Origin of the sequence: Flavobacterium collinsii, assembly GCF_902804485.1 — a bacterium.
Lineage (GTDB): Bacteria > Bacteroidota > Bacteroidia > Flavobacteriales > Flavobacteriaceae > Flavobacterium > Flavobacterium collinsii.
Map to the genome: position 1 here is coordinate 16692 of NZ_CADCST010000073.1, position 19947 is coordinate 36638.

Sequence of the window (19947 nt, forward strand, 5' to 3'; positions counted from 1 at the left end):
TAACGCCTTAATTGGAAAAACAATACTATTCCCACTCAATTGTTGCAGGTGGTTTTGAGCTGATATCGTAAACAACACGATTCACTCCTTTTACTTTATTGATGATGTCATTAGACACTTTCATTAAGAATTCATAAGGCAAATGAACCCAGTCAGCTGTCATACCATCTGTTGATTCAACGGCTCTAAGCGCCACTACTTTTTCGTAAGTACGCTCATCACCCATTACCCCAACACTGTTTACCGGAAGCAAGATTGCTCCTGCCTGCCAAACTTTGTCATACAATCCCCAGGATTTTAATCCTTCGATAAAAACAGCGTCAACATCTTGTAAAATCTGAACTTTTTCAGGAGTGATATCTCCTAAAATTCTAATTGATAATCCTGGTCCCGGGAAAGGATGTCTTCCTAACAACTCAGGATCTATTCCTAAAGTAGCTCCCACTCTTCGAACTTCGTCTTTAAACAGCATTCGAAGTGGCTCTACAATTTTTAATTTCATATAATCCGGCAATCCACCCACGTTATGGTGCGATTTAATGGTTGCTGATGGTCCTTTTACCGAAACTGACTCGATAACATCAGGATAAATAGTTCCCTGTGCCAACCATTTTACATCTTCGATTAAGTGTGACTCATCATCAAAAACTTCAATAAATACACGACCAATAGTTTTACGTTTGGTTTCAGGATCGCTGATTCCTGCTAATTCAGACAGAAAACGATCTCCTGCATCTACTCCTTTTACATTCAATCCCATTCCTTTGTATTGATCTAATACATTTTGGAATTCGTTTTTACGAAGTAAACCGTTATTAACAAAAATACAATATAAGTTTTTACCAATGGCCTGATGTAATAAAACCGCTGCTACAGTTGAATCTACTCCACCTGACAATCCTAAAACTACTTTGTCATCTCCTAATTTCTCTTTTAACTCTCCAACCATCTCTTCTACGAAAGCATTTGGTGTAAAGTTTTGAGGAACTTCTGCGATATCTACCAAAAAGTTTTTCAGCATTTTTGATCCGTCTGTGGAGTGAAAAACTTCCGGATGATATTGAATCGCATAAGTAGTTTCGCCTTCAATTTTATAAGCGGCAAATTCTACGTCGTGCGTGCTGGCTAATTTTACAGCATTGGTTGGCAAAGCTTTGATACTATCGCTATGACTCATCCAAACCTGGCTGTTTTCAGAAACTCCGTTAAAGAAAACCTCATCCTCTTTAATATAAGACAAATTAGCTCTACCGTATTCTCTGGTGTTTGAAGCGGCTACTTCACCTCCGCTAAAATGCGCTAAGTATTGTGCTCCGTAACAAACTGCCAACATTGGAAGCTTGCCTCGAATTTGAGATAAATCAGGATGCGGAGCATCTTCTGCACGAACAGAAAAAGGACTTCCTCCTAAAATTACGGCTTTATAAGGTGATAAATCACTAGGAAAGTGATTGTAAGGGAAAATTTCGCAGAATATATTTAATTCGCGAACTCTACGCGCAATAAGCTGAGTATATTGCGATCCGAAATCTAAAATAAGTACGTTGTGTTGCATGCGCAAAAATACTTTTTATATTCGAATTTGAAAAATGGAATTTTGATTTTTTTTCTTTACAAGGTTCTAAGGGGCTGAGGCGCTAAGATTCTAAGGTACTAAACTCTTAAAAAAAGAAAAACTTAACATCTCAGCAGCTTAGTATCTCTAAAAAAAACTTAGTATCTCAGTACCTTAGCAACTTACTATCTTAGTATCTTCGCAAAAAATCCAAAAACCAGATTATTTCGTAAGTACCGAAAAACTCAATTAAAATTTAACTATGAAATCAAAATTAATTGCCCTCTCCTTCTTCTTATCTTTATTTTTAAGCTCTTGTGATGCAGTAGATGATTTATTGACGTTTACTATTTCCAACGAAACTTCGATTCAGATTAAAAGCACTTCTCCTATCAATTTGCCTTCAGAAATTATTACGCCTGATGTGACTACGAATTCGTCTGCCGAATTTGAAAACAATAAAACGAAAGCCAGTTTAGTAAAAGATGTTAAGTTGAAATCGCTTAAATTAATGATTACAAACCCAACCGATAAAACATTTACGTTTTTAAAATCTGTTCATTTGTATATTTCCACCACAGATTCTGATGAAATAGAACTTGCCTATCAGGATAACATTAATGCCTCAACTAACAGTATCGATTTAATTTGCACGGATGCAAGACTCGATCAGTACATTAAAGCCGATAAATATAAAATCAGAACAAAAGTTACTTTAAAAGAAACGCTTACCAAAGATGTAACCGTAAAAGCAGAAATGAAGTTTAGAGTGACTGCGGATCCGTTTTAATCTTAAGGTACAAAGTGACAAAGCAACAAAGGTTCAGAGGTAAAAGTATTAAAACTTTGCTCCTCTGAACTTTTGTCCTTTAAATCTCTGTTACTTTGAACCTTTGCAACTTTGAACCTCTTACTCTATTCTTTTGTCACAATAATCGATGCCTTAAATCCTGCGGCGAGATTATCCCAATAATCATTGGTTACTAATTGACCTTTATCATCGTAGACTTGAATTTCGGCGGTATTTCCACCTAAGGTACCTATATTCAGTGCTTCAAAATCAAGTTTATTAAAGCCATCTGTCAGCATAATTTTTACGTCTTTGAAACTGGAATCCAAAAACAGCTGATCTTTTATTACTTTATCGTTAGAAGACACTTTAACCAAATCGCCATCAATGGCTCCAAAGTCACGGAATTTCACTATAAAATATTGCGATTTTGTTCTAAAATCACCTAAAGAAATATTTCTTTTTACCAATGTTCCGCGTCCTTCTTTTAAACCAGCATCTCTTAGAGCTTTATCTAAATCTTTCTCCATTTTTGGCACGTAACGATCTCCTGGATTGGCAAAATCAGTTTCGGTAGACATCGTGAATTTACTTTTTTCGGCTCCAATCTGAAATTGAGATTTTGGCGTAATACTGGTATTATCAAAAACATTAGGAGTTTTAATACCGGGCATATCCAAATTTTCACCCTGTGGATCTTTTATTTCCGGAATTGGGGTCTTTTTCGGTTTTGCCCCAAATTTTGGTGCTGCAATAGGCTTGAATTTCGTTCCAAATTCCTTTTGTGCTGATACAGTGACAGCAGTAAAAAATAATATAAAAAATAGGATGTGTTTCATTGAAAAAGTATTATCGAATCGGCTTTTATAATTGGAATAAAACAGGGTCTGGCTTCACAAAAATAATATAATATCATTAGGCACTACAACTTTAAGAGTTTTATAACACTATATTATGCATTTTTTTGGAATCAAAAAACCTGCCAAAAACTGTGAATCGGAGCAAAATTAATTCCAAATACCAAATACCAAACTCCAAATTCCAAATGCCAAATCAATCGGGACTTTTGAAACTGTAGAAATGTTATTTTTTTAAGATTCGGAAAGCATCGTTTTGATAATTAACAACTTATTCCTAACTTCAATCTTTTTAAAAGCAGCACTACAGATGATCCTCTGCAAAAAAATTATTCAAAACATAGAAATAATTACGCTCAACATGCAACAAATACTCTTATCCCTTTAAAATACCTGATGAAATAGCTAATTTATTAAATTTTCAAGCCATGGATTATATTGATTATTATAAAGTATTAGAAATCACAAAGTCTGCAACTGAAGCAGAAATCAAAAAAGCTTACCGGAAACTGGCACGAAAATACCATCCCGATCTGAATCCGAATGACAAAGAAGCGGAAAGAAAATTCAAGGAAATAAATGAAGCCAACGAAGTTTTAAGCAATCCGGAGAATCGTAAAAAATACGACAAGTACGGAAAAGACTGGAAACATGCGGACGAGTTTGAAAAAGCAGGTTACGATCCCAACCAGCAACAGTATTCCAGACAACAGCAAGGCAACCAAAGTTACACTGATTTTAGCGGAGGAGATTTTTCAGAAAGTGATTTCTCCGATTTCTTCAATTCTATGTATGGATCTTCAGGAAGAAGCTCCAGAAGTCAGGCAAAGTATCGAGGACAGGATTTTAATGCCGAATTACAGTTAGATCTTGCGGCTGCTTATACCTCTCACAAACAGAACTTAAGTGTTAATGGAAAAAACATCCGAATCACTATCCCGGCAGGAGTCGAAAACGGACAGATAATAAAAATTCCTAATCATGGCGCTCCCGGTGCAAATGGTGGTCCGAATGGCGATTTGTACATTACTTTTTTAATCGATAACAATTCCGATTTCAAACGCGAAGGCAATAATTTATACGCCGATGTTGAACTGGATTTATACACTGCTATTTTAGGAGGAGAAATTTTTGTGACCACTTTTGATGGAAAAGTAAAAATAAAAGTACCTGCCGAAACCCAACCCGGAACTAAGGTAAAACTAAAAGGAAAAGGATTTCCCGTGTACAAAAAAGAGAATCAATTTGGCGATTTATACATTACCTACACCATAAAAATCCCAACCAAACTGTCTGCAAAGGAAAAAGAATTATTCGAAGAACTAGCTAAATTAAGAAATCATGAGTAGTAAAAACTTAATCCAGATAAAACAATTTTGTTTGTACCACGAAATTGAAAATACCTTCATCACGGAGTTGCACAACTATGGTTTGATCGAAATTATAGTGTTTGAAGAAGACGAATATTTTCAACCCGAACAATTACCGGCAGTCGAAAAAATGATACGTCTTCATTACGACCTGAAAATTAATCTTGAAGGCCTTGATGTCATTGCAAACTTACTCAACAAAATAGAAACACTGCAGCAAAATCTTACTACAACCCAAAACAAACTTCGGCTTTATGAGCAGCATCAAATCGATTAAAAAACAGATTTTCATTATTGAAAATATCACAAAAAAGAATGAATCCCGAAATGATTTCAATTCGATCGCGCTCATTTTTATCGGCATAATTCATAAATTGCAACCCTATTAACAAATCGAAATTTGCCTAAAAAACAAAAAAAGCAAATTCAATAAACCATAAAAAATGAAAAGAGAAAACATCTTAACAGGATCGCCTTGGGAGGACAAAATGGGATATTGCCGTGCGGTAAGAATTGGCAACATCATTGAAGTCTCAGGAACTGTGGCTATTGTTGATGGTGAAAAAGTAAAAGCCGATGATGCTTATGCCCAAACCTATAACATCCTGGAGCGCGTTGAAAAAGTTTTAGAAGATTTAAATGTTGGAATGAAAGATGTCATCAGAACACGAATTTTCACAACGGATATTTCGACTTTTGAAGAAGTAGCGAGAGCGCACTCTTCATTTTTTAAAGACATTAAACCTACAACCGGTTTTTATGAAATCAGTAAACTGGTTGCACCGGAATATTTAGTTGAAATAGAATTTACAGCTGTTGTACAATAATTTTTCGGCCACGAATTCACGATTTTTTTAGCCACTGATTAAGGGATTAAAAAGATTATTTTTGTCTAAATTAAAATTCGTTGTATTCGTGAATTCGTGGCTAAAAAACTAACTATATTAATGGCTTTTCAAAACCCCAAAAAAACACTCCTTACTATTTTCAAATGGATTCTCATTTGTATTCTAATTGGTATTCTGTCCGGATCTGCTTCGGCATTTTTCTTAGTTTCTTTAGAATGGGTTACACAATTTAGAATACAGCACGACTGGCTAATCTGGTTTTTACCTTTTGGTGGATTAATAGTCGGATTGAGTTATTATTACTGGGGAGAATCTGTCGCAAAAGGCAATAATTTACTACTCGAAGAATACGAAAATCCCCAAAAAGTCATTCCGTTTAAAATGGCTCCACTTGTACTTTTAGGAACCTTACTCACGCATTTATTCGGAGGTTCTGCAGGGCGCGAAGGTACAGCAGTACAAATGGGCGGCGCTATCGCCGATCAGTTTACAAAACTTTTCAAACTGGATAATACTGAACGCAGAATTCTAATCATCCTCGGAATCAGTGCAGGTTTTGCCTCTGTTTTTGGAACTCCGCTCGCAGGAGCAATTTTCGCGTTGGAAGTTTTATATTTTAGTAAAATCAATTTCAAGAGTATCCTATTGTCCTTTTTGGTCGCTTATGCCGCTTATTTTACAGTCGAATTCTGGCAAGTAAAACACACGCATTACAACATTCCGATTGTTCCTGAAATTAGCGCAACGACTTTATTTTATGTGATTGTGATCGGTGTTTTATCCGGTTTCGCAGCTTTGCTTTTCTCGAGAAGCACCCATTTCTGGGGATCTCTTTTTTCAAAAAAAATCAAATATCCTCCGCTACGTCCTTTTATCGGTGGAATTGTTTTAGCCATGGCTATCGCAGGTTTCGGACTAACGAAATTCTCTGGTTTAGGAGTACCTGTAATTGTAGATTCCTTTTCAAACGCTAATCTCTGGTACGACTTCCTGCTTAAAATTCTCTTCACCGGATTTACACTGGGAGCAGGTTTTAAAGGTGGTGAAGTGACTCCATTGTTCTTTGTGGGGGCTACTTTAGGAAGCACTTTGTCTTTAATAATTCCACTACCAATTGCTTTTCTAGCTGGTCTTGGATTTGTAGCCGTATTTTCGGGAGCTACCCACACCCCTATCGCCTGCACCATTATGGGTATGGAGCTTTTTGGTATCCAATCTGGAATTTTCATCGCTATCGCCTGCACCATAGCCTACTTTTCATCCGGTTCTGTCGGAATTTATAAATCGCAAATTGTAAAAGGAGCCAAGTATAAATTGTATCAGAAGTGGCTTTGATTTAGTTTTCGGTACTCAGTGACAGTTTTCAGTCTCAGTTTTCAGTCTCAGTATTCAGTCTCAGTATTCAGTCTCAGTATTCAGTCTCAGTATTCAGTCTCAGTTTTCAGTCTCAGTTTTCAGTCACGGTGTTCGATTTTCAAAATAGTTATTTTCCATAGGGAATCGATAGATTTTTGCATATCGAAAACTGTGATTGCGTCTTTTTATGACAATCTATAAACTGAGACTCGCACTGAACACTACGACCAAGACCCAATACTGAGACTGAACACTGAACACTGCGACTGAAAATTGAATACCAAACAAAATCATTTCACATTACATTAAAAAAATGTAAATTCGCACACTATGAAAATACAAGATATTCAAGCGATACAATTATTACTCGCAACCCCAAAGAAAATCGCTATCATTCCGCATAGAGGTCCTGACGGTGATGCTATGGGTTCAACCTTAGGTTTATACCATTTTTTATTAAAAAACAATCATCAGCCAACGGTGATTGCACCGAATGATTTTCCGGATTTTTTAGCCTGGCTTCCGGGTTCTGAAACGGTTAAAATTTTTGAAAAAGATACCGAAAACTGTACCCAAATATTAGAAGAAGCTGAGCTTATTTTTACACTCGATTTTAATGCTTTTCATCGTACCGGTGAAATGGAACATACCCTAGCGAAGCTAACTGCTCCGTTTATCATGATCGATCATCACCAAAAACCGGATGATTATGCTCTTTATACGTATTCGGACACTTCCTTTGGATCTACTTGTGAAATGGTTTATAATTTCATTTCTTTCTTAGGTAAAAAAGAAGATTTAGACAAAACCATCGCCACTTGTATTTACACAGGAATACTAACAGATTCCGGCTCTTTTCGTTTTCCGGGAACGACAGGAAATACACACCGTATCATTGCAGATCTAATTGATTTAGGTGTTGAAAATACCCAAATTCCAATTTTATTGTTTGACAACAGTTCATACAGCCGTTTACAATTGTTAGGCCGTGCATTACAAAACATGAAAGTTCTGGAAGAGCATAAAACCTCTTACACTTCGCTTACTCAGGATGAACTGGATTCTTTTAATTATGCAAAAGGAGACACCGAAGGCGTTGTTAATTATGGATTGAGTATAAAAGGTATCGTTTTTACTGCTATTTTTATCGAAAATAAAGAAGAAAAAATCATCAAAATCTCTTTCCGTTCACAAGGAGGATTTGACGTAAATCAGTTTGCCAGAGATCATTTTAATGGTGGCGGACATAGTAATGCAGCAGGAGGAAGATCAGATGTTTCGATGGAAGAAACCTTAAAGAAATTTGAAGATTTAGTAAACAAACTAAAAATATAACCCACATTATGAACTACTTAAAACGAAGCAGTTGCGCCCTACTTTTTGCTGTTTTATTGGTTAGCTGTAAACAACATGAAGACGCAAGAAGACCTATTTCTCAGGCTTCAGGTACTTTCATGAAAAAATCAGCCGATCGAAATAAAAAATTAGTAGCCAATGAAGAGGATGTTATCAAAAAGATAATCAAAAGTAATCCGAAAATAAAATACTATGCAACCAGAAAAGGATACTGGCTGTATTATGACGAACGAAATGAAACCGATCTAAAGACTCCTAAAAAAGGCGACATCGCTTATTTTAATCTGGAAGTAAAAGACATAAACGGTAAAATAATCTACTCAGAAGCCGATCTTGGACCGCAGACCTATTATGTAGACAAGCAGGACATTATGATGGGATTACGCGATGGTATCAAAATGATGCATAAAAATGAAACCGTGACCTTCTTATTCCCTTCTCATATCGCCTACGGCTATCACGGAGACAACAAAAAAATAGGACCAAATCAATCCTTAATGTGTACCGTTACACTTCGCAATTTTGTACCGGATCCGACCGCTGCACCAGCAAAAACGGCTACACAAACGCCTAAAACAACGGCTCCTAAACCCGTAACTCAGACTAAAAAAGATACATTAAACCCATAAAAACAACCGCTAAAAAATGAAAAAAAGTATTCTACTAGTATTACTTGCCGTTAGTTCATTATACTCTTGTAAAGACGAACACAGCAACTTACCTGATGGTTTATATGCCGATATTGAAACCAATAAAGGACACATTATTGTTGAATTAGATTATAAAAAAGCACCTGTTACGGTTGCTAATTTTGTAACCTTAGCCGAAGGTAAAAGCGAGTTTGTAACCAAAGATTATCTTAAAGGCAAACCTTTTTATGACGGATTAAAATTTCACAGGGTTATTGACAATTTTATGATTCAAACCGGAGATCCAGAAGGAACAGGTTCAGGAGATGCAGGATACAGATTTAAAGATGAAATCACCGATTTGAAATTTGACAAAGCGGGGGTTTTGGCAATGGCAAACAATGGTCCGGCTACTAACAGCAGTCAGTTTTTTATCACTCACCTTGAAACTCCATGGTTAGACGGAAAGCACACTATTTTTGGTCATGTTGTTGAAAAAGGACAAGAAGTTGTCAATCAGATCAAACAGGACGATAAAATTGTTTCGGTAAAAATCATCAGAAACGGTGAGGCTGCCAAAAAGTTTGATGCTGTAAAAGTATTTCACGATTATTTCTCTGAAATTGCCAAAGAAAAAAGCAAATATAACGGAGTACAAAAAGAAAAAGTAGCTTACTTAGCTTCAATAAAACCTAAAGCAACCAAAACTAATTCAGGTTTAGAGTACGTAATTACTGAAAAAGGAACGGGTAAAAAACCGACTACAGGAGCGCAATTATACATTAATTATTCAGGCTTTTTAGAAGACGGAACTTTATTTGATTCAAGTGTTGAAGAAGTTAATAAAGCTTTCGGGAAATTTGATGCTGCAAGAGCTGAAGCAAAAGGATATCAGCCAATTCCTTTCCAGGCTGGACGTAAAGACGGAATGATTCCTGGTTTTATTGAAGGAATTGAACAACTTTCATTTGGAGACAAAGCAGTTCTTTTTATTCCGGCGCACCTGGCATACGGATCAACCGGTGCGGGAGGAGTAATTCCGCCAAATGCAAATATTATTTTCGAAATTCAATTATTAGAGAAACCACAATAGTTTATTTAAAAGAAACCAACATAGACTTAAATTCGGAACATCATGAAGTTTAAATTTCTATTCTTATTTTGTCTGGCTGTAATAAACATTCAGGCTCAGACTACAAAAAAACCAGTTGCCAAAACAAAGCCAAAAACGACAGCAACACCAGTAAAAGCAGCACCAAAAGCGAATCCAAATGAAGGTATTTTTGCCACAATAGCTACTACAAAAGGAGACATCGTACTTTCTTTAGAATATGTAAAAGCACCGGTAACCGTAGCAAACTTTATTTCGTTAGCAGAAGGAACTAACCCTAACGTTAAAGTTGAAAAACTTAAAGGAAAACCTTTTTATGACGGATTAAAATTTCACAGGGTAATCAATGATTTCATGATTCAGGGTGGAGATCCTGACGGAAATGGTTCAGGAGGTCCGGGATATGCCTTTAAAGACGAATTTGTACCAGAATTGAAATTTGAAAAAGGTGGAGTTTTAGCAATGGCGAATTCTGGTCCTGCTACAAACGGAAGTCAGTTTTTCATCACACATAAAGATACACCTTGGTTAAACGGTAAACATACTATTTTTGGTCATGTAGTTTCAGGAATGGACAATGTTAATAAGATTGTTCAGGACGACATTATGACTAAAATTACTATTACGCGTAAAGGTGCTGCAGCCAAAAAATTTGATGCTGTAAAAGTACTTGCTGCAGATGCTAAAGGCCAGGAAGCCAAAAAAGCAGAATCTCAAAAAGTAATCACTGAAAAAGCAGCTTATTTTGCTGCTACAAAAGCCAAAGCTACTGCAACAGCTTCAGGTTTAAAATATGTCGTTACTAAAAAAGGAACCGGAGTTAAAGGTGCTGAAGGCTCTAACATTTACTTCCACTACGCAGGATATTTTGAAGACGGAAATCTGTTTGACAGTAGTATTGCGGCTGTAGCAAAAGCTTATGGTAAATACGATGCCAACCGTGACGCTCAAAAAGGATACAAAGCGTTCCCTTTTGTTGTAGGTAAAAAAGACGGAATGATTCCTGGTTTTATTGAAGCTTTAGACATGATGACGGACGGAGAAAAAGCAATATTTTTTCTTCCTTCTAATTTAGCTTACGGAGAAAAAGGTGCCGGAGGTGTAATTCCGCCAAACGCAACTTTGATTTTTGAAATCGAAACTTATAAAGAACAGCCCGTTAAGTAATACAAAACACTATACCGAACTTAAAATCAACCATCAGAGTATCTTTCTGGTGGTTTTTTTATTTTATCAAATCTGTTAAATCTTCAATTTTAAACCTCAGGAAAAGAGCAAAATAAACGCAATCACAACGTTTCTGAATATTTTATATTAAATCCTAAACAAAATAGCTTACCTTTGCCGGCTTAAATTTTTTAAAATAAACAGATTAAGATGTCACAAAACAACGTATTAAAAGGAGTATTTTTAGTAGCATTAGGAGCCACTACTTATGGAATGTTAGCCACTTTCGTAAAAATGGCCTATACAGAAGGATACACTACCGCCGAAGTAACTACCTCACAATTTGTATTGGGAATCATTGGTATCTTGTTGATTAATACGTTTCAGAAAATAAAACATAAGGATAAAGTAGTCAAAGCTACTCCAAAAAACATATTCAGTTTAATGCTTGCCGGTACTTCTTTAGGAATGACCAGTTTGTTTTATTATTTGGCTGTAAAATACATTCCTGTTTCGATTGGTATCGTTTTATTGATGCAAACGGTTTGGATAGGTGTTTTACTTGAAATGATCTTAGAAAAAAAATTACCTTCCAGACAAAAAGTGTTTTCGGTATTTATCGTTCTTATTGGTACCGTTTTAGCCACTAATATTCTGCACAATGAAATCGAACTGGACTGGAGAGGTCTTGTTTGGGGAATGTTAGCTGCAGTGTCTTTTACGACAACCATGTTTACAGCCAATCGCGTTGCGACTGAAATCTCATCGGCACAACGTAGTTTGTACATGCTGTTTGGAGGTGCCATTATCGTGTTTTCGTTTGCATTGGTAACACAGGTTACCCCCTTTAACCTTGCGATCTTTGCCAAATGGGGAATCATATTAGCCTTATTCGGAACGATCATCCCTCCAATGTTAATGAACTTAGGTTTTCCGTTAACAGGAATTGGTCTTGGAAGTATCGTTTCTGCACTTGAACTTCCGGTTTCTGTAACTATGGCTTACATTTTATTAGACGAAGAAGTAATCTTATTGCAATGGGTTGGAATTGTTTTAATCATCCTGGCCATTATTATTATGAATGTAAATTTCAAACGCAAAAACTAGCTAATTCAGAAACGCTCTAAAAAAAAGCCTCTTTGTAATGCAATAATTGTTAATTTTTTTATAAATTCGTGAGAAACAATCCTATATCATGAATTTACCCTGGCATTTATATTTAATGGCGTCGCTTTATATTATTGCCGGATTAAATCATTTTAGAAAACCGGGAATGTACATTCGAATCATTCCCCCATTCTTTTCAAACCCCAAATTAATAAATACTTTAAGCGGAATTGCCGAAATCCTTTTCGGTATACTTCTGATGATTCCTGTTACTTCCCATTTTGGTGCGTGGGGAATTATAGCTATTTTAATTGCTGTATTTCCTGCCAATCTTTTCATGTATCAGAATAAAAAAGCAAGTTTTGGTTTACCCAAGTGGATTTTGTTTATACGCTTGCCCTTTCAGATTATCTTGATTTTATGGGCATACCAATATACTTTTTAACAATCAACTATTAATTAAAACTATTTATTATGAAAAAATTATTTGCAGAGTTTTTTGGAACTTATTGGCTGGTTTTTGGAGGTTGTGGAAGCGCAATTTTTGCCGCCGGAATTCCTAATTTAGGAATCGGATTTGCTGGTGTTGCCCTGGCCTTTGGTTTAACAGTACTAACAATGGCTTATGCTGTAGGACATATCTCAGGCGGACACTTTAATCCTGCTGTTTCCTTTGGTTTATGGGCGGGTGGCAGATTCCCTGCAAAAGATTTAATCCCTTACATTGTCGCACAATGTGTTGGTGCAGCTGCCGCAGCTGGGACTTTATTTACCATTGCATCGGGAAAAGCCGGTTTTGCAATTGATAATACAAAAGCAGGAGCTTTTGCATCAAATGGTTTTGGAGCATTTTCGCCTGACGGATATTCTTTACAATCTGCTTTTATTGCTGAGTTTGTACTTACGCTGTTTTTCTTATTGGTAATTCTGGGCGCTACAGATAAATTTGCTAACGGAAGATTTGCTGGTATTGCCATTGGTCTAGCACTAACCTTAATACACTTAATCAGTATTCCAATTACCAATACTTCTGTAAATCCTGCAAGATCATTATCTCAGGCAATTTTTGTTGGCGGAGAGCCGTTGTCACAAGTATGGCTGTTTTGGGTAGCTCCGATTCTGGGTGCAATTGTAGCCGGATTTATTTATAAAACATTACTGCAAAATCATGCCGAAGCTTAATCAACTTATCTCTAACCTTTAAAATTTATCTTATGACATTTTTATATTTTTTACTTATTGGTGCAATATCCGGATGGCTTGCGGGTCAGATATGGAAAGGTGCAGGTTTTGGATTATTAGGTAATATCATCGTAGGAATTGTGGGTGGTATCATTGGTGGCTGGATAGCCGGCAGACTTGGCATTGGCGGAGGCGGACTTCTCTGGCAAATTATAATTGCGGTTGGAGGGGCCTGGGTGCTACTTTTTATTATCAGCTTAATCAAAAAAGCTTAAAACCTTTATCTATAAATTACTTTTAAAAGAGAAAATCAAATATAATACTATTCGGTTTTCTCTTTTCTTTTTTTGGAGCAACTTAAGTTCTTCCGTTTTCTCCAGTGACTTTATTCAGCTCTTTTTCGTATCACTTTATTCGATTCTTATGAATGACATTATTGCCTATTTCAGTACGATTCCGTCTTCACATAGAAGTTTAATTCTCATGGGAGGAATCACCTTCTTTTGGCTGATCGAAAATACCTTTCCTTTGTTTCACCTGCAATATCGAAAATGGCAGCATGCCCGGATTAATTTTTTCCTGACCTTCACTACAATTGTTGTCAACTTTGTTTTGGCCTTTATCTTAATTAAAACAGCCAATTGGACAACAGAGAACGATTTTGGACTGTTACAATGGCTGCCCGCTTTGCCGCTGTGGCTTTACACCATAATTGGTTTATTGCTATTGGATTTAATTGGCGCTTATCTTGCCCATTACGTACAACACAGGTTCAAAATTTTATGGCGCTTTCATCTGGTGCACCACACCGACACCTGGATCGACACTACATCGGCAAATCGACATCATCCGGGCGAAAGCATTATCCGGTTTGTCTTTACCACTCTTGGTGTTTTAATTGTAGGAAGCCCAATGTGGATGGTTTTTCTTTACCAGACTTTATCCGTTATTTCGACTCAATTTACGCATGCTAATATCGCATTACCGCAGAAATTAGATGTTTTCCTTAGTTATTTTATTGTTTCCCCAAACATGCATAAAGTACATCATCATTACGTTCTTCCCTATACAGACAGTAACTATGGGAATATTTTTTCGGTTTGGGACCGTCTTTTTGGCACTTTTACCAGTTTGCCTAAAGACAAAATAATTTATGGCGTAGACACCCATATGGCTGTTGAAGAAAACAACAATCTCAAAAATTTATTAAAAATACCGTTTCAAAAAGCGAGATCCATAAAAAACAGTTAAAATCAGTAAAAAAAATATCGTTGATCGAACCAACTAATTATTTTTTTTATTAATATTGATACTTAAATTGAAAATCAATCTATTAATCATTAACCTCTATTTTGAATTAATTTTCACGTGATGAAAAAGAGTAACCGCAAAGAATTGAATTGGGAACAAACTGAAAAAGTTGTTTCGTTAGCCTTAGAAGAAAAAAATCCATTTGAAATCATAAAAAAAGAATTTGGATTGGCAGAAAAAGAAGTTCTGGAAATCATGAAAAAGAAAATGCCACTTGAAAAATTTGAGATGTGGAAAAAAAAGGCAATTGCAAATAAACCAAAACCAAAACCAGTTAAAATAGACGATTTTGACGAAGATTTGGATGGCAAATATTATATAAAGAATAAACTAGACTAAGATAGAACTCCTGGGATTCAGGAGTTTTTTTTTATTTTTAATCAAAATGTAACTTTTTTACCTTTTGTAAGTCAAATAGCAATAACCAAACATGAAGAAATGAAAAAAATACTTTACACCCTAGCTCTCGCAGTCACACTTTGGAGCTGTAAAACAGGGAGCCCTTCAGGTACCGCAAAAAGCAATGTCGTAGATGTTAATATTAATCTTGTTGACGTTAAAGACGATAAAGTTTTGGTAATGGTAACACCTCCGCAAATCAAAACTGACGAAATAATTTACAGCATCCCAAAAACGGTTCCGGGAACTTATTCTACGGACAACTACGGTAAATTTTCAGACGATTTTAAAGCCTTTGACGCCAAAGGAAATGCATTAGTAGTAAAAAGAATTGATGACAACTCATGGTCGATTTCTGATGCTAAAAAACTTAAAAAAATAACTTACTTAGTAGGAGATACTTTTGATACTGAAAAAGGATCGGGATTTGGAAATGACGACGTCTTTTCTCCAGCTGGCACCAATATCAATACCGGAGTAAATTTCTTAGTAAACACACATGGTTTTGTAGGTTATTTTAAAGACAAACTTGAAATTCCATATAAAGTTACCATTACACACCCGGAAACCCTTTGGGGAGCAACTTCTATGACCGATGAGGATGCGAGTAAAACAAGTGATGTTTTCACCACTTCGCGCTATGCTGTTTTAGTCGAAAATCCAATCATGTACTCTAAACCTGATTATACTACATTCAACGTAAACGGAATGGATATTTTAATCGCCGTTTATTCTCCAACAGGAAAATTTACAGCAGAAAGTATCACTCCGGAAATGAAAACGATGATGACGGCACAAAAAAACTTTTTAGGCAAAGTAAATGCTAACAAAAAGTATACTGTTCTTTTGTATCTGTCAAGTATGGCTAAGGATGATGCCCACGGTTTTGGAGCATTGGAACATCCAACTGCTACGACGGTTGTTTTACCGGAATCTATGCCTAAAGAAAAACTGGTAGAATCTATGAAAGATGTAGTTTCTCACGAATTCTTTCATATTGTAACTCCATTAACGATTCACTCTAAAGAAATTCAGTTTTTTGATTACAATGCACCAAAAATGTCAGAGCATTTATGGATGTACGAAGGAGTGACCGAATATTTTGCCAACTTGTTTCAAATCAATCAGGGGTTGATTAACGAGGCTGAATTTTACACCCGTATTGCCGATAAAATTGAGCAGTCTAAACGTTTAAACGATACCATGTCATTTACCGTAATGAGTAAAAATGTATTGGATCAGCCTTATAAAGACCAATATTTAAATGTGTATCAAAAAGGAGCTTTGATCGGGATGTGTATCGATATTATCATCAGAGAAAAAAGCAATGGCGAAAGAGGAATTCTGGATTTAATGCACAAATTAGCAAGCGAATACGGTGTTGAAAAACCATTTAACGATAACGAGCTTTTTGCTAAAGTAACTGAATTGACTTATCCTGAAGTTGGGGAGTTCCTTAACAAATATGTGGCTGGTACTACTCCTATTCCTTATGAGTTTTATTTGGCTAAAGTTGGTGTTACCAAAGCCTCTGAAAAAGTTCCGGGATCAATTTTCATCAAAGGTCAGGCTCCTTATATAGGAGTTGATAAAGCTACTAAAGCAATAAACGTTCGTTCTAACATCGACCTAAATGTATTCTTTACCAATTTAAACCTTAAAGCAGGAGATGTAATTCTTGCGGTAAACGATAAGACGTATACTTTAGACAACATTTATGATTTGATTGGTGAAAGTGAAAACTGGAAAGAGAATGATCCGATTACGATTAAAATAAAACGTGCGGGAGTTGAACAAACTATCAAAGGAACGGTAAAGGTGCCTTCTGAAGAAAAAGAAACTTTTAAAGCAACAGATGGTTCAAAAGAGAAACTTAAAAATGCATGGTTGAAAGGTTAATCTGTTTCAATTCAAATACAAAAAAACCGACAAGTGATTGTCGGTTTTTTTATTGATCATTCTGTTATTCCAAAGAATGAGATTACTTCTTTACCGGAAACTTCCAGTCAAATTCATCTTTATCGTTAATGATTGCACCCACTTCGAATTTTACAACTTCGTCAAATTCGGTTTGAAGAATGAACCAATTGTCTTCATTAAAGTAATTTTCAAAAGTATCAAAAGTCTCCTGAGTATATTTTGTAATTCCTTTCGTCGCTAAATCTTTCTTGACATCAGCAATTTTTCTTCCGATTAATTTGAAGCCGAAAACTTCTAAATCACTACTTGAAGCTACTAAATAACCTAATTTCATCTCTTCTTCCTGATAAAATGTCAATCTGATTTTTTGTGCATTATATACAAAAATCACATTATCATCTTCGTCTTTATAATTTTTATCAGGCTTTCCTAAAGCAGCTGTAACATCATTTTGCTTCATTCCGAAAAGCAATTTATCAATTCCTGATTTTAGATTTATTTTCATATTTACTTTTATTTAAAGTGCAAATTTCGGGAAGTTTTTTGTTGTTCCGTCACGAATTACACAAATTTTATCAAATTTTAATATTGTTTCTTATTCGGTTTTGAACTCATATAAAAAGTAATTTTTCCGCCATTGATAACATCTTCATGTTTCAAGAAAGGTTGGTCAAGCTTTTTACCATTCAATAAAACCTTGCTTACAAACACATTTTTATCGGATTGATTTACCGTTTCGACTTCAAATTTCTTTCCGTTTTCCAGATTAAAAACTGCTTTTTTCACTAATGGACTCCCTAATGCATACTCGTCAGAGCCCGGAGCAACCGGATAAAATCCTAAACTGCTAAAAATGTACCAGGCACTCATTTGTCCAAAATCATCATTTCCTCCTAAACCGTCGGCTCCGTTTCGGTACATTTTTTTTAGGATCATCCTGATTTTGTCCTGAGCTTTCCATGGCGAATTCGTCCAATTGTACAAATAAACAACATGATGAGAAGGTTCGTTTCCATGAACATAATTCCCGATGATACCATCTCTTGTAATGTCTTCTGTATTTTCAAAATATTTATCCGGTAAATGCATATTAAACAAGGAATCCAAACGAACTTTAAACTTCTCATTCCCTCCCATCATTTGAATCATATCTGCTGGATCCTGCGGAACATACAAACTGTAATTCCACGAGTTTCCTTCAATGAAACCCTGACCGTGTGTATCCAGCGGATCAAATTCTTTCTTGAAAGTTCCGTCGTTTAATTTAGGACGCATAAACCCCGTCTTAGCATCGTACACATTTTTATAATTTTTAGATCTTTCGATGAACTCTTTATAAATTTCTGTTTTGCCTAACTTTTTTGCGGCCTGTGCAATCGCCCAGTCATCATAAGCATACTCCAGTGTTTTCGAAACCGAAGCACCGTTTTTGTCTTCAGGAACATAACCCTTTGTCATATAATATTCCAATCCGTCATAATAAGGTACTTTTGCAGTGTTGACACAAGCCTGAAGTGCTTTTTCAGCATTAAAATGAGTATTACCTTTTACAATCGCGTCCGCAATTACAGAAACGGAATGATAGCCAATCATGCACCAATTTTCATTAGCATAATGCGACCAAATTGGTAACATCTTATGCACACTTTGATCAGAATGTGCCAACATCGAACTAATCATATCTGAGTTTCGTGTTGGCTGCACCAAGTTGAATAACGGATGCAAAGCACGATAGGTATCCCATAACGAGTAACTGGTATAGTTTTTAAAATTTTCAGTTTTATGAACGTTCATATCCAGACCTTTGTAGTTCCCGTCTAAATCCATGTATTCGGTCGGACCTAAAAAGGCGTGATACATAGCTGTGTAAAAATTTACCAAATCTTCTTTCTGAATGGTCTCCACCTGAATTTTGTTCAACTCATTATTCCACACTTCCTGACTTTGCTTTTTTACTTTTTCGAAATCCCAACCCGGAACTTCTTTTTTCATATTTTCGAGTGCACCGGCAGAACTTACCGGCGATAAAGCCATTTTTATTTTGACTTTCTCTCCCTCTTCTGTATTAAAATCAAAAAACAATTTTAAGTTCTGACCCGCCATTTCTGGAAAATTTTTCGTCTGGTCAAACCTTCCCCAAAAACCTCTGTACACGCTTTTTTCTAATGCTGCCTGACCGTAGCTCTTAATAGGCTTACTAAAGGCCATAGCAAAATAGACTGTTCTGGTTCTCGCCCAGCCGTTTGTCTGACGGTAGCCTGTAATCAAAGTATCATTTTCTACACGAACAAAAGTCCATACATTTTTTTTGTCATAATTGTAAATTCCCGAGTTGAGATCTAAAATTACATGTGCTTCATCCGACTTTGGAAAGGTATACTGGTGCATTCCTACACGTGTTGTCGCTGTAAGTTCGGCTTTAATTTTATGGTCTTCCAAAAGCACACTGTAATAGGCTGGTTCTGCTTTTTCGGTGGTATGGGAAAATGCCGATCGGTAACCTGATAATGGTTTTGAAGCAACACCCGGATTCAATTGTAATTTTCCTGTTGTCGGCATAATTAGAAAGTCGCCTAAATCAGAATGTCCTGTCCCACTAAAATGAGTGTGACTAAATCCTACGATTGTTTTATCTTCATATTGATATCCCGCACAATATTTATAGACATCTCCGTTGTATTTTCCATTTGTACTGTAAGCTATAGTATCGGTTTCAGGACTCAACTGTACACTTCCAAACGGAACTGTTGCACCGGGATAGGTATGTCCCATTTTGGCTGTCCCAATCATAGGATCAACGTACTGAATCAGATCTCGTTTTTCAGTCGTTTTCTTCTGAGCATTTCCGGTATAACCGAATATTAAGAAGGATAATCCAAAAACAAAATTTCTACAATTTATTCTATTCATTAGTTTTCTTTTAATGATTACTTTTTGCTTAAAACAGTATCTGGCATTTACTAAATCGATTTACCAATACTTTCAAGTT

At 36.0% G+C, this 19947-nt stretch carries 20 protein-coding genes; 16 read left to right on the forward strand and 4 right to left on the reverse strand.

The window, feature by feature from the left end; genetic code table 11:
- Positions 1–25: 25 nt before the first annotated feature.
- Positions 26–1555, reverse strand: coding sequence for a glutamine-hydrolyzing GMP synthase (gene guaA, locus FLA105534_RS08450; RefSeq protein ID WP_173965585.1), 1530 nt, complete (start codon positions 1553–1555; stop codon positions 26–28).
- 262 nt (positions 1556–1817) lie between these two features.
- Here guaA and FLA105534_RS08455 point away from each other — a divergent pair, with 262 nt between their 5' ends.
- Positions 1818–2345 carry a hypothetical protein gene (locus FLA105534_RS08455; protein ID WP_173965586.1) on the forward strand — a complete coding sequence of 176 codons (528 nt, stop codon included), beginning with the start codon at positions 1818–1820 and terminating at the stop codon, positions 2343–2345.
- 125 nt (positions 2346–2470) lie between these two features.
- On the opposite strand, the gene FLA105534_RS08460 is transcribed toward FLA105534_RS08455, so the two are convergent.
- The gene (locus FLA105534_RS08460) at positions 2471–3184 is read right to left on the reverse strand and encodes a hypothetical protein (RefSeq protein ID WP_173965588.1); all 714 of its coding nucleotides are present in this window, start codon (positions 3182–3184) and stop codon (positions 2471–2473) included.
- A 446-nt stretch (positions 3185–3630) separates the two neighbouring features.
- On the opposite strand from FLA105534_RS08460, the gene FLA105534_RS08465 reads away from it, so the two are divergent.
- The 15 genes from FLA105534_RS08465 (at position 3631) to FLA105534_RS08535 (ending at position 16937) form a co-directional block, all read left to right on the forward strand.
- Positions 3631–4551 carry a DnaJ C-terminal domain-containing protein gene (locus tag FLA105534_RS08465; protein ID WP_173965589.1) on the forward strand — a complete coding sequence of 307 codons (921 nt, stop codon included), beginning with the start codon at positions 3631–3633 and terminating at the stop codon, positions 4549–4551.
- Positions 4544–4849, forward strand: a complete 306-nt coding sequence (locus tag FLA105534_RS08470; protein ID WP_173965591.1) for a chaperone modulator CbpM — start codon at positions 4544–4546, stop codon at positions 4847–4849. Before FLA105534_RS08465 ends, FLA105534_RS08470 begins: the two co-directional genes overlap by 8 nt.
- 166 nt (positions 4850–5015) lie before the next feature.
- A complete protein-coding gene (locus FLA105534_RS08475) occupies positions 5016–5399 on the forward strand; it encodes a RidA family protein (RefSeq protein WP_173965592.1) in 384 nt (127 codons plus the stop codon).
- Positions 5400–5519: 120 nt separating this feature from the next.
- Entirely contained in the window at positions 5520–6755 is a 1236-nt protein-coding gene (locus tag FLA105534_RS08480) for a voltage-gated chloride channel family protein (protein WP_173965594.1), read from the forward strand.
- A 351-nt stretch (positions 6756–7106) separates the two neighbouring features.
- Positions 7107–8111, forward strand: a complete 1005-nt coding sequence (locus tag FLA105534_RS08485) for a DHH family phosphoesterase (protein WP_173965596.1) — start codon at positions 7107–7109, stop codon at positions 8109–8111.
- A gap of 8 nt (positions 8112–8119) precedes the next feature.
- Complete coding sequence (gene gldI / locus FLA105534_RS08490) at positions 8120–8761, forward strand: gliding motility-associated peptidyl-prolyl isomerase GldI (RefSeq protein ID WP_173965597.1); 642 nt, start codon at positions 8120–8122, stop codon at positions 8759–8761.
- A 16-nt stretch (positions 8762–8777) separates the two neighbouring features.
- Complete coding sequence (locus FLA105534_RS08495) at positions 8778–9854, forward strand: peptidylprolyl isomerase (RefSeq protein ID WP_173965599.1); 1077 nt, start codon at positions 8778–8780, stop codon at positions 9852–9854.
- A gap of 42 nt (positions 9855–9896) precedes the next feature.
- Complete coding sequence (locus FLA105534_RS08500; protein ID WP_173965601.1) at positions 9897–11039, forward strand: peptidylprolyl isomerase; 1143 nt, start codon at positions 9897–9899, stop codon at positions 11037–11039.
- A gap of 210 nt (positions 11040–11249) precedes the next feature.
- The gene (locus FLA105534_RS08505; RefSeq protein WP_173965602.1) at positions 11250–12146 is read left to right on the forward strand and encodes an EamA family transporter; all 897 of its coding nucleotides are present in this window, start codon (positions 11250–11252) and stop codon (positions 12144–12146) included.
- Positions 12147–12234: 88 nt separating this feature from the next.
- Positions 12235–12591 carry a DoxX family protein gene (locus tag FLA105534_RS08510; RefSeq protein WP_173965604.1) on the forward strand — a complete coding sequence of 119 codons (357 nt, stop codon included), beginning with the start codon at positions 12235–12237 and terminating at the stop codon, positions 12589–12591.
- Between the two features lie 29 nt (positions 12592–12620).
- Positions 12621–13328, forward strand: coding sequence for an aquaporin Z (gene aqpZ / locus FLA105534_RS08515; protein WP_173965605.1), 708 nt, complete (start codon positions 12621–12623; stop codon positions 13326–13328).
- Positions 13329–13360: 32 nt separating this feature from the next.
- Positions 13361–13603, forward strand: coding sequence for a GlsB/YeaQ/YmgE family stress response membrane protein (locus FLA105534_RS08520; protein ID WP_173965607.1), 243 nt, complete (start codon positions 13361–13363; stop codon positions 13601–13603).
- Positions 13604–13751: 148 nt separating this feature from the next.
- Positions 13752–14579 (forward strand): sterol desaturase family protein, encoded by an 828-nt coding sequence (locus tag FLA105534_RS08525; RefSeq protein ID WP_173965610.1) that lies wholly within the window; start codon positions 13752–13754, stop codon positions 14577–14579.
- A gap of 120 nt (positions 14580–14699) precedes the next feature.
- Positions 14700–14978, forward strand: coding sequence for a DUF2805 domain-containing protein (locus tag FLA105534_RS08530; RefSeq protein ID WP_173965611.1), 279 nt, complete (start codon positions 14700–14702; stop codon positions 14976–14978).
- 99 nt (positions 14979–15077) lie between these two features.
- Positions 15078–16937: a M61 family metallopeptidase gene (locus FLA105534_RS08535; protein WP_173965613.1), complete on the forward strand. Its 1860-nt coding sequence runs from the start codon at positions 15078–15080 to the stop codon at positions 16935–16937.
- Positions 16938–17019: 82 nt separating this feature from the next.
- On the opposite strand, the gene FLA105534_RS08540 is transcribed toward FLA105534_RS08535, so the two are convergent.
- Positions 17020–17463, reverse strand: coding sequence for a hypothetical protein (locus FLA105534_RS08540; RefSeq protein ID WP_173965615.1), 444 nt, complete (start codon positions 17461–17463; stop codon positions 17020–17022).
- Between the two features lie 77 nt (positions 17464–17540).
- Positions 17541–19868 (reverse strand): GH92 family glycosyl hydrolase, encoded by a 2328-nt coding sequence (locus FLA105534_RS08545; protein WP_173965617.1) that lies wholly within the window; start codon positions 19866–19868, stop codon positions 17541–17543.
- Positions 19869–19947: the final 79 nt, after the last annotated feature.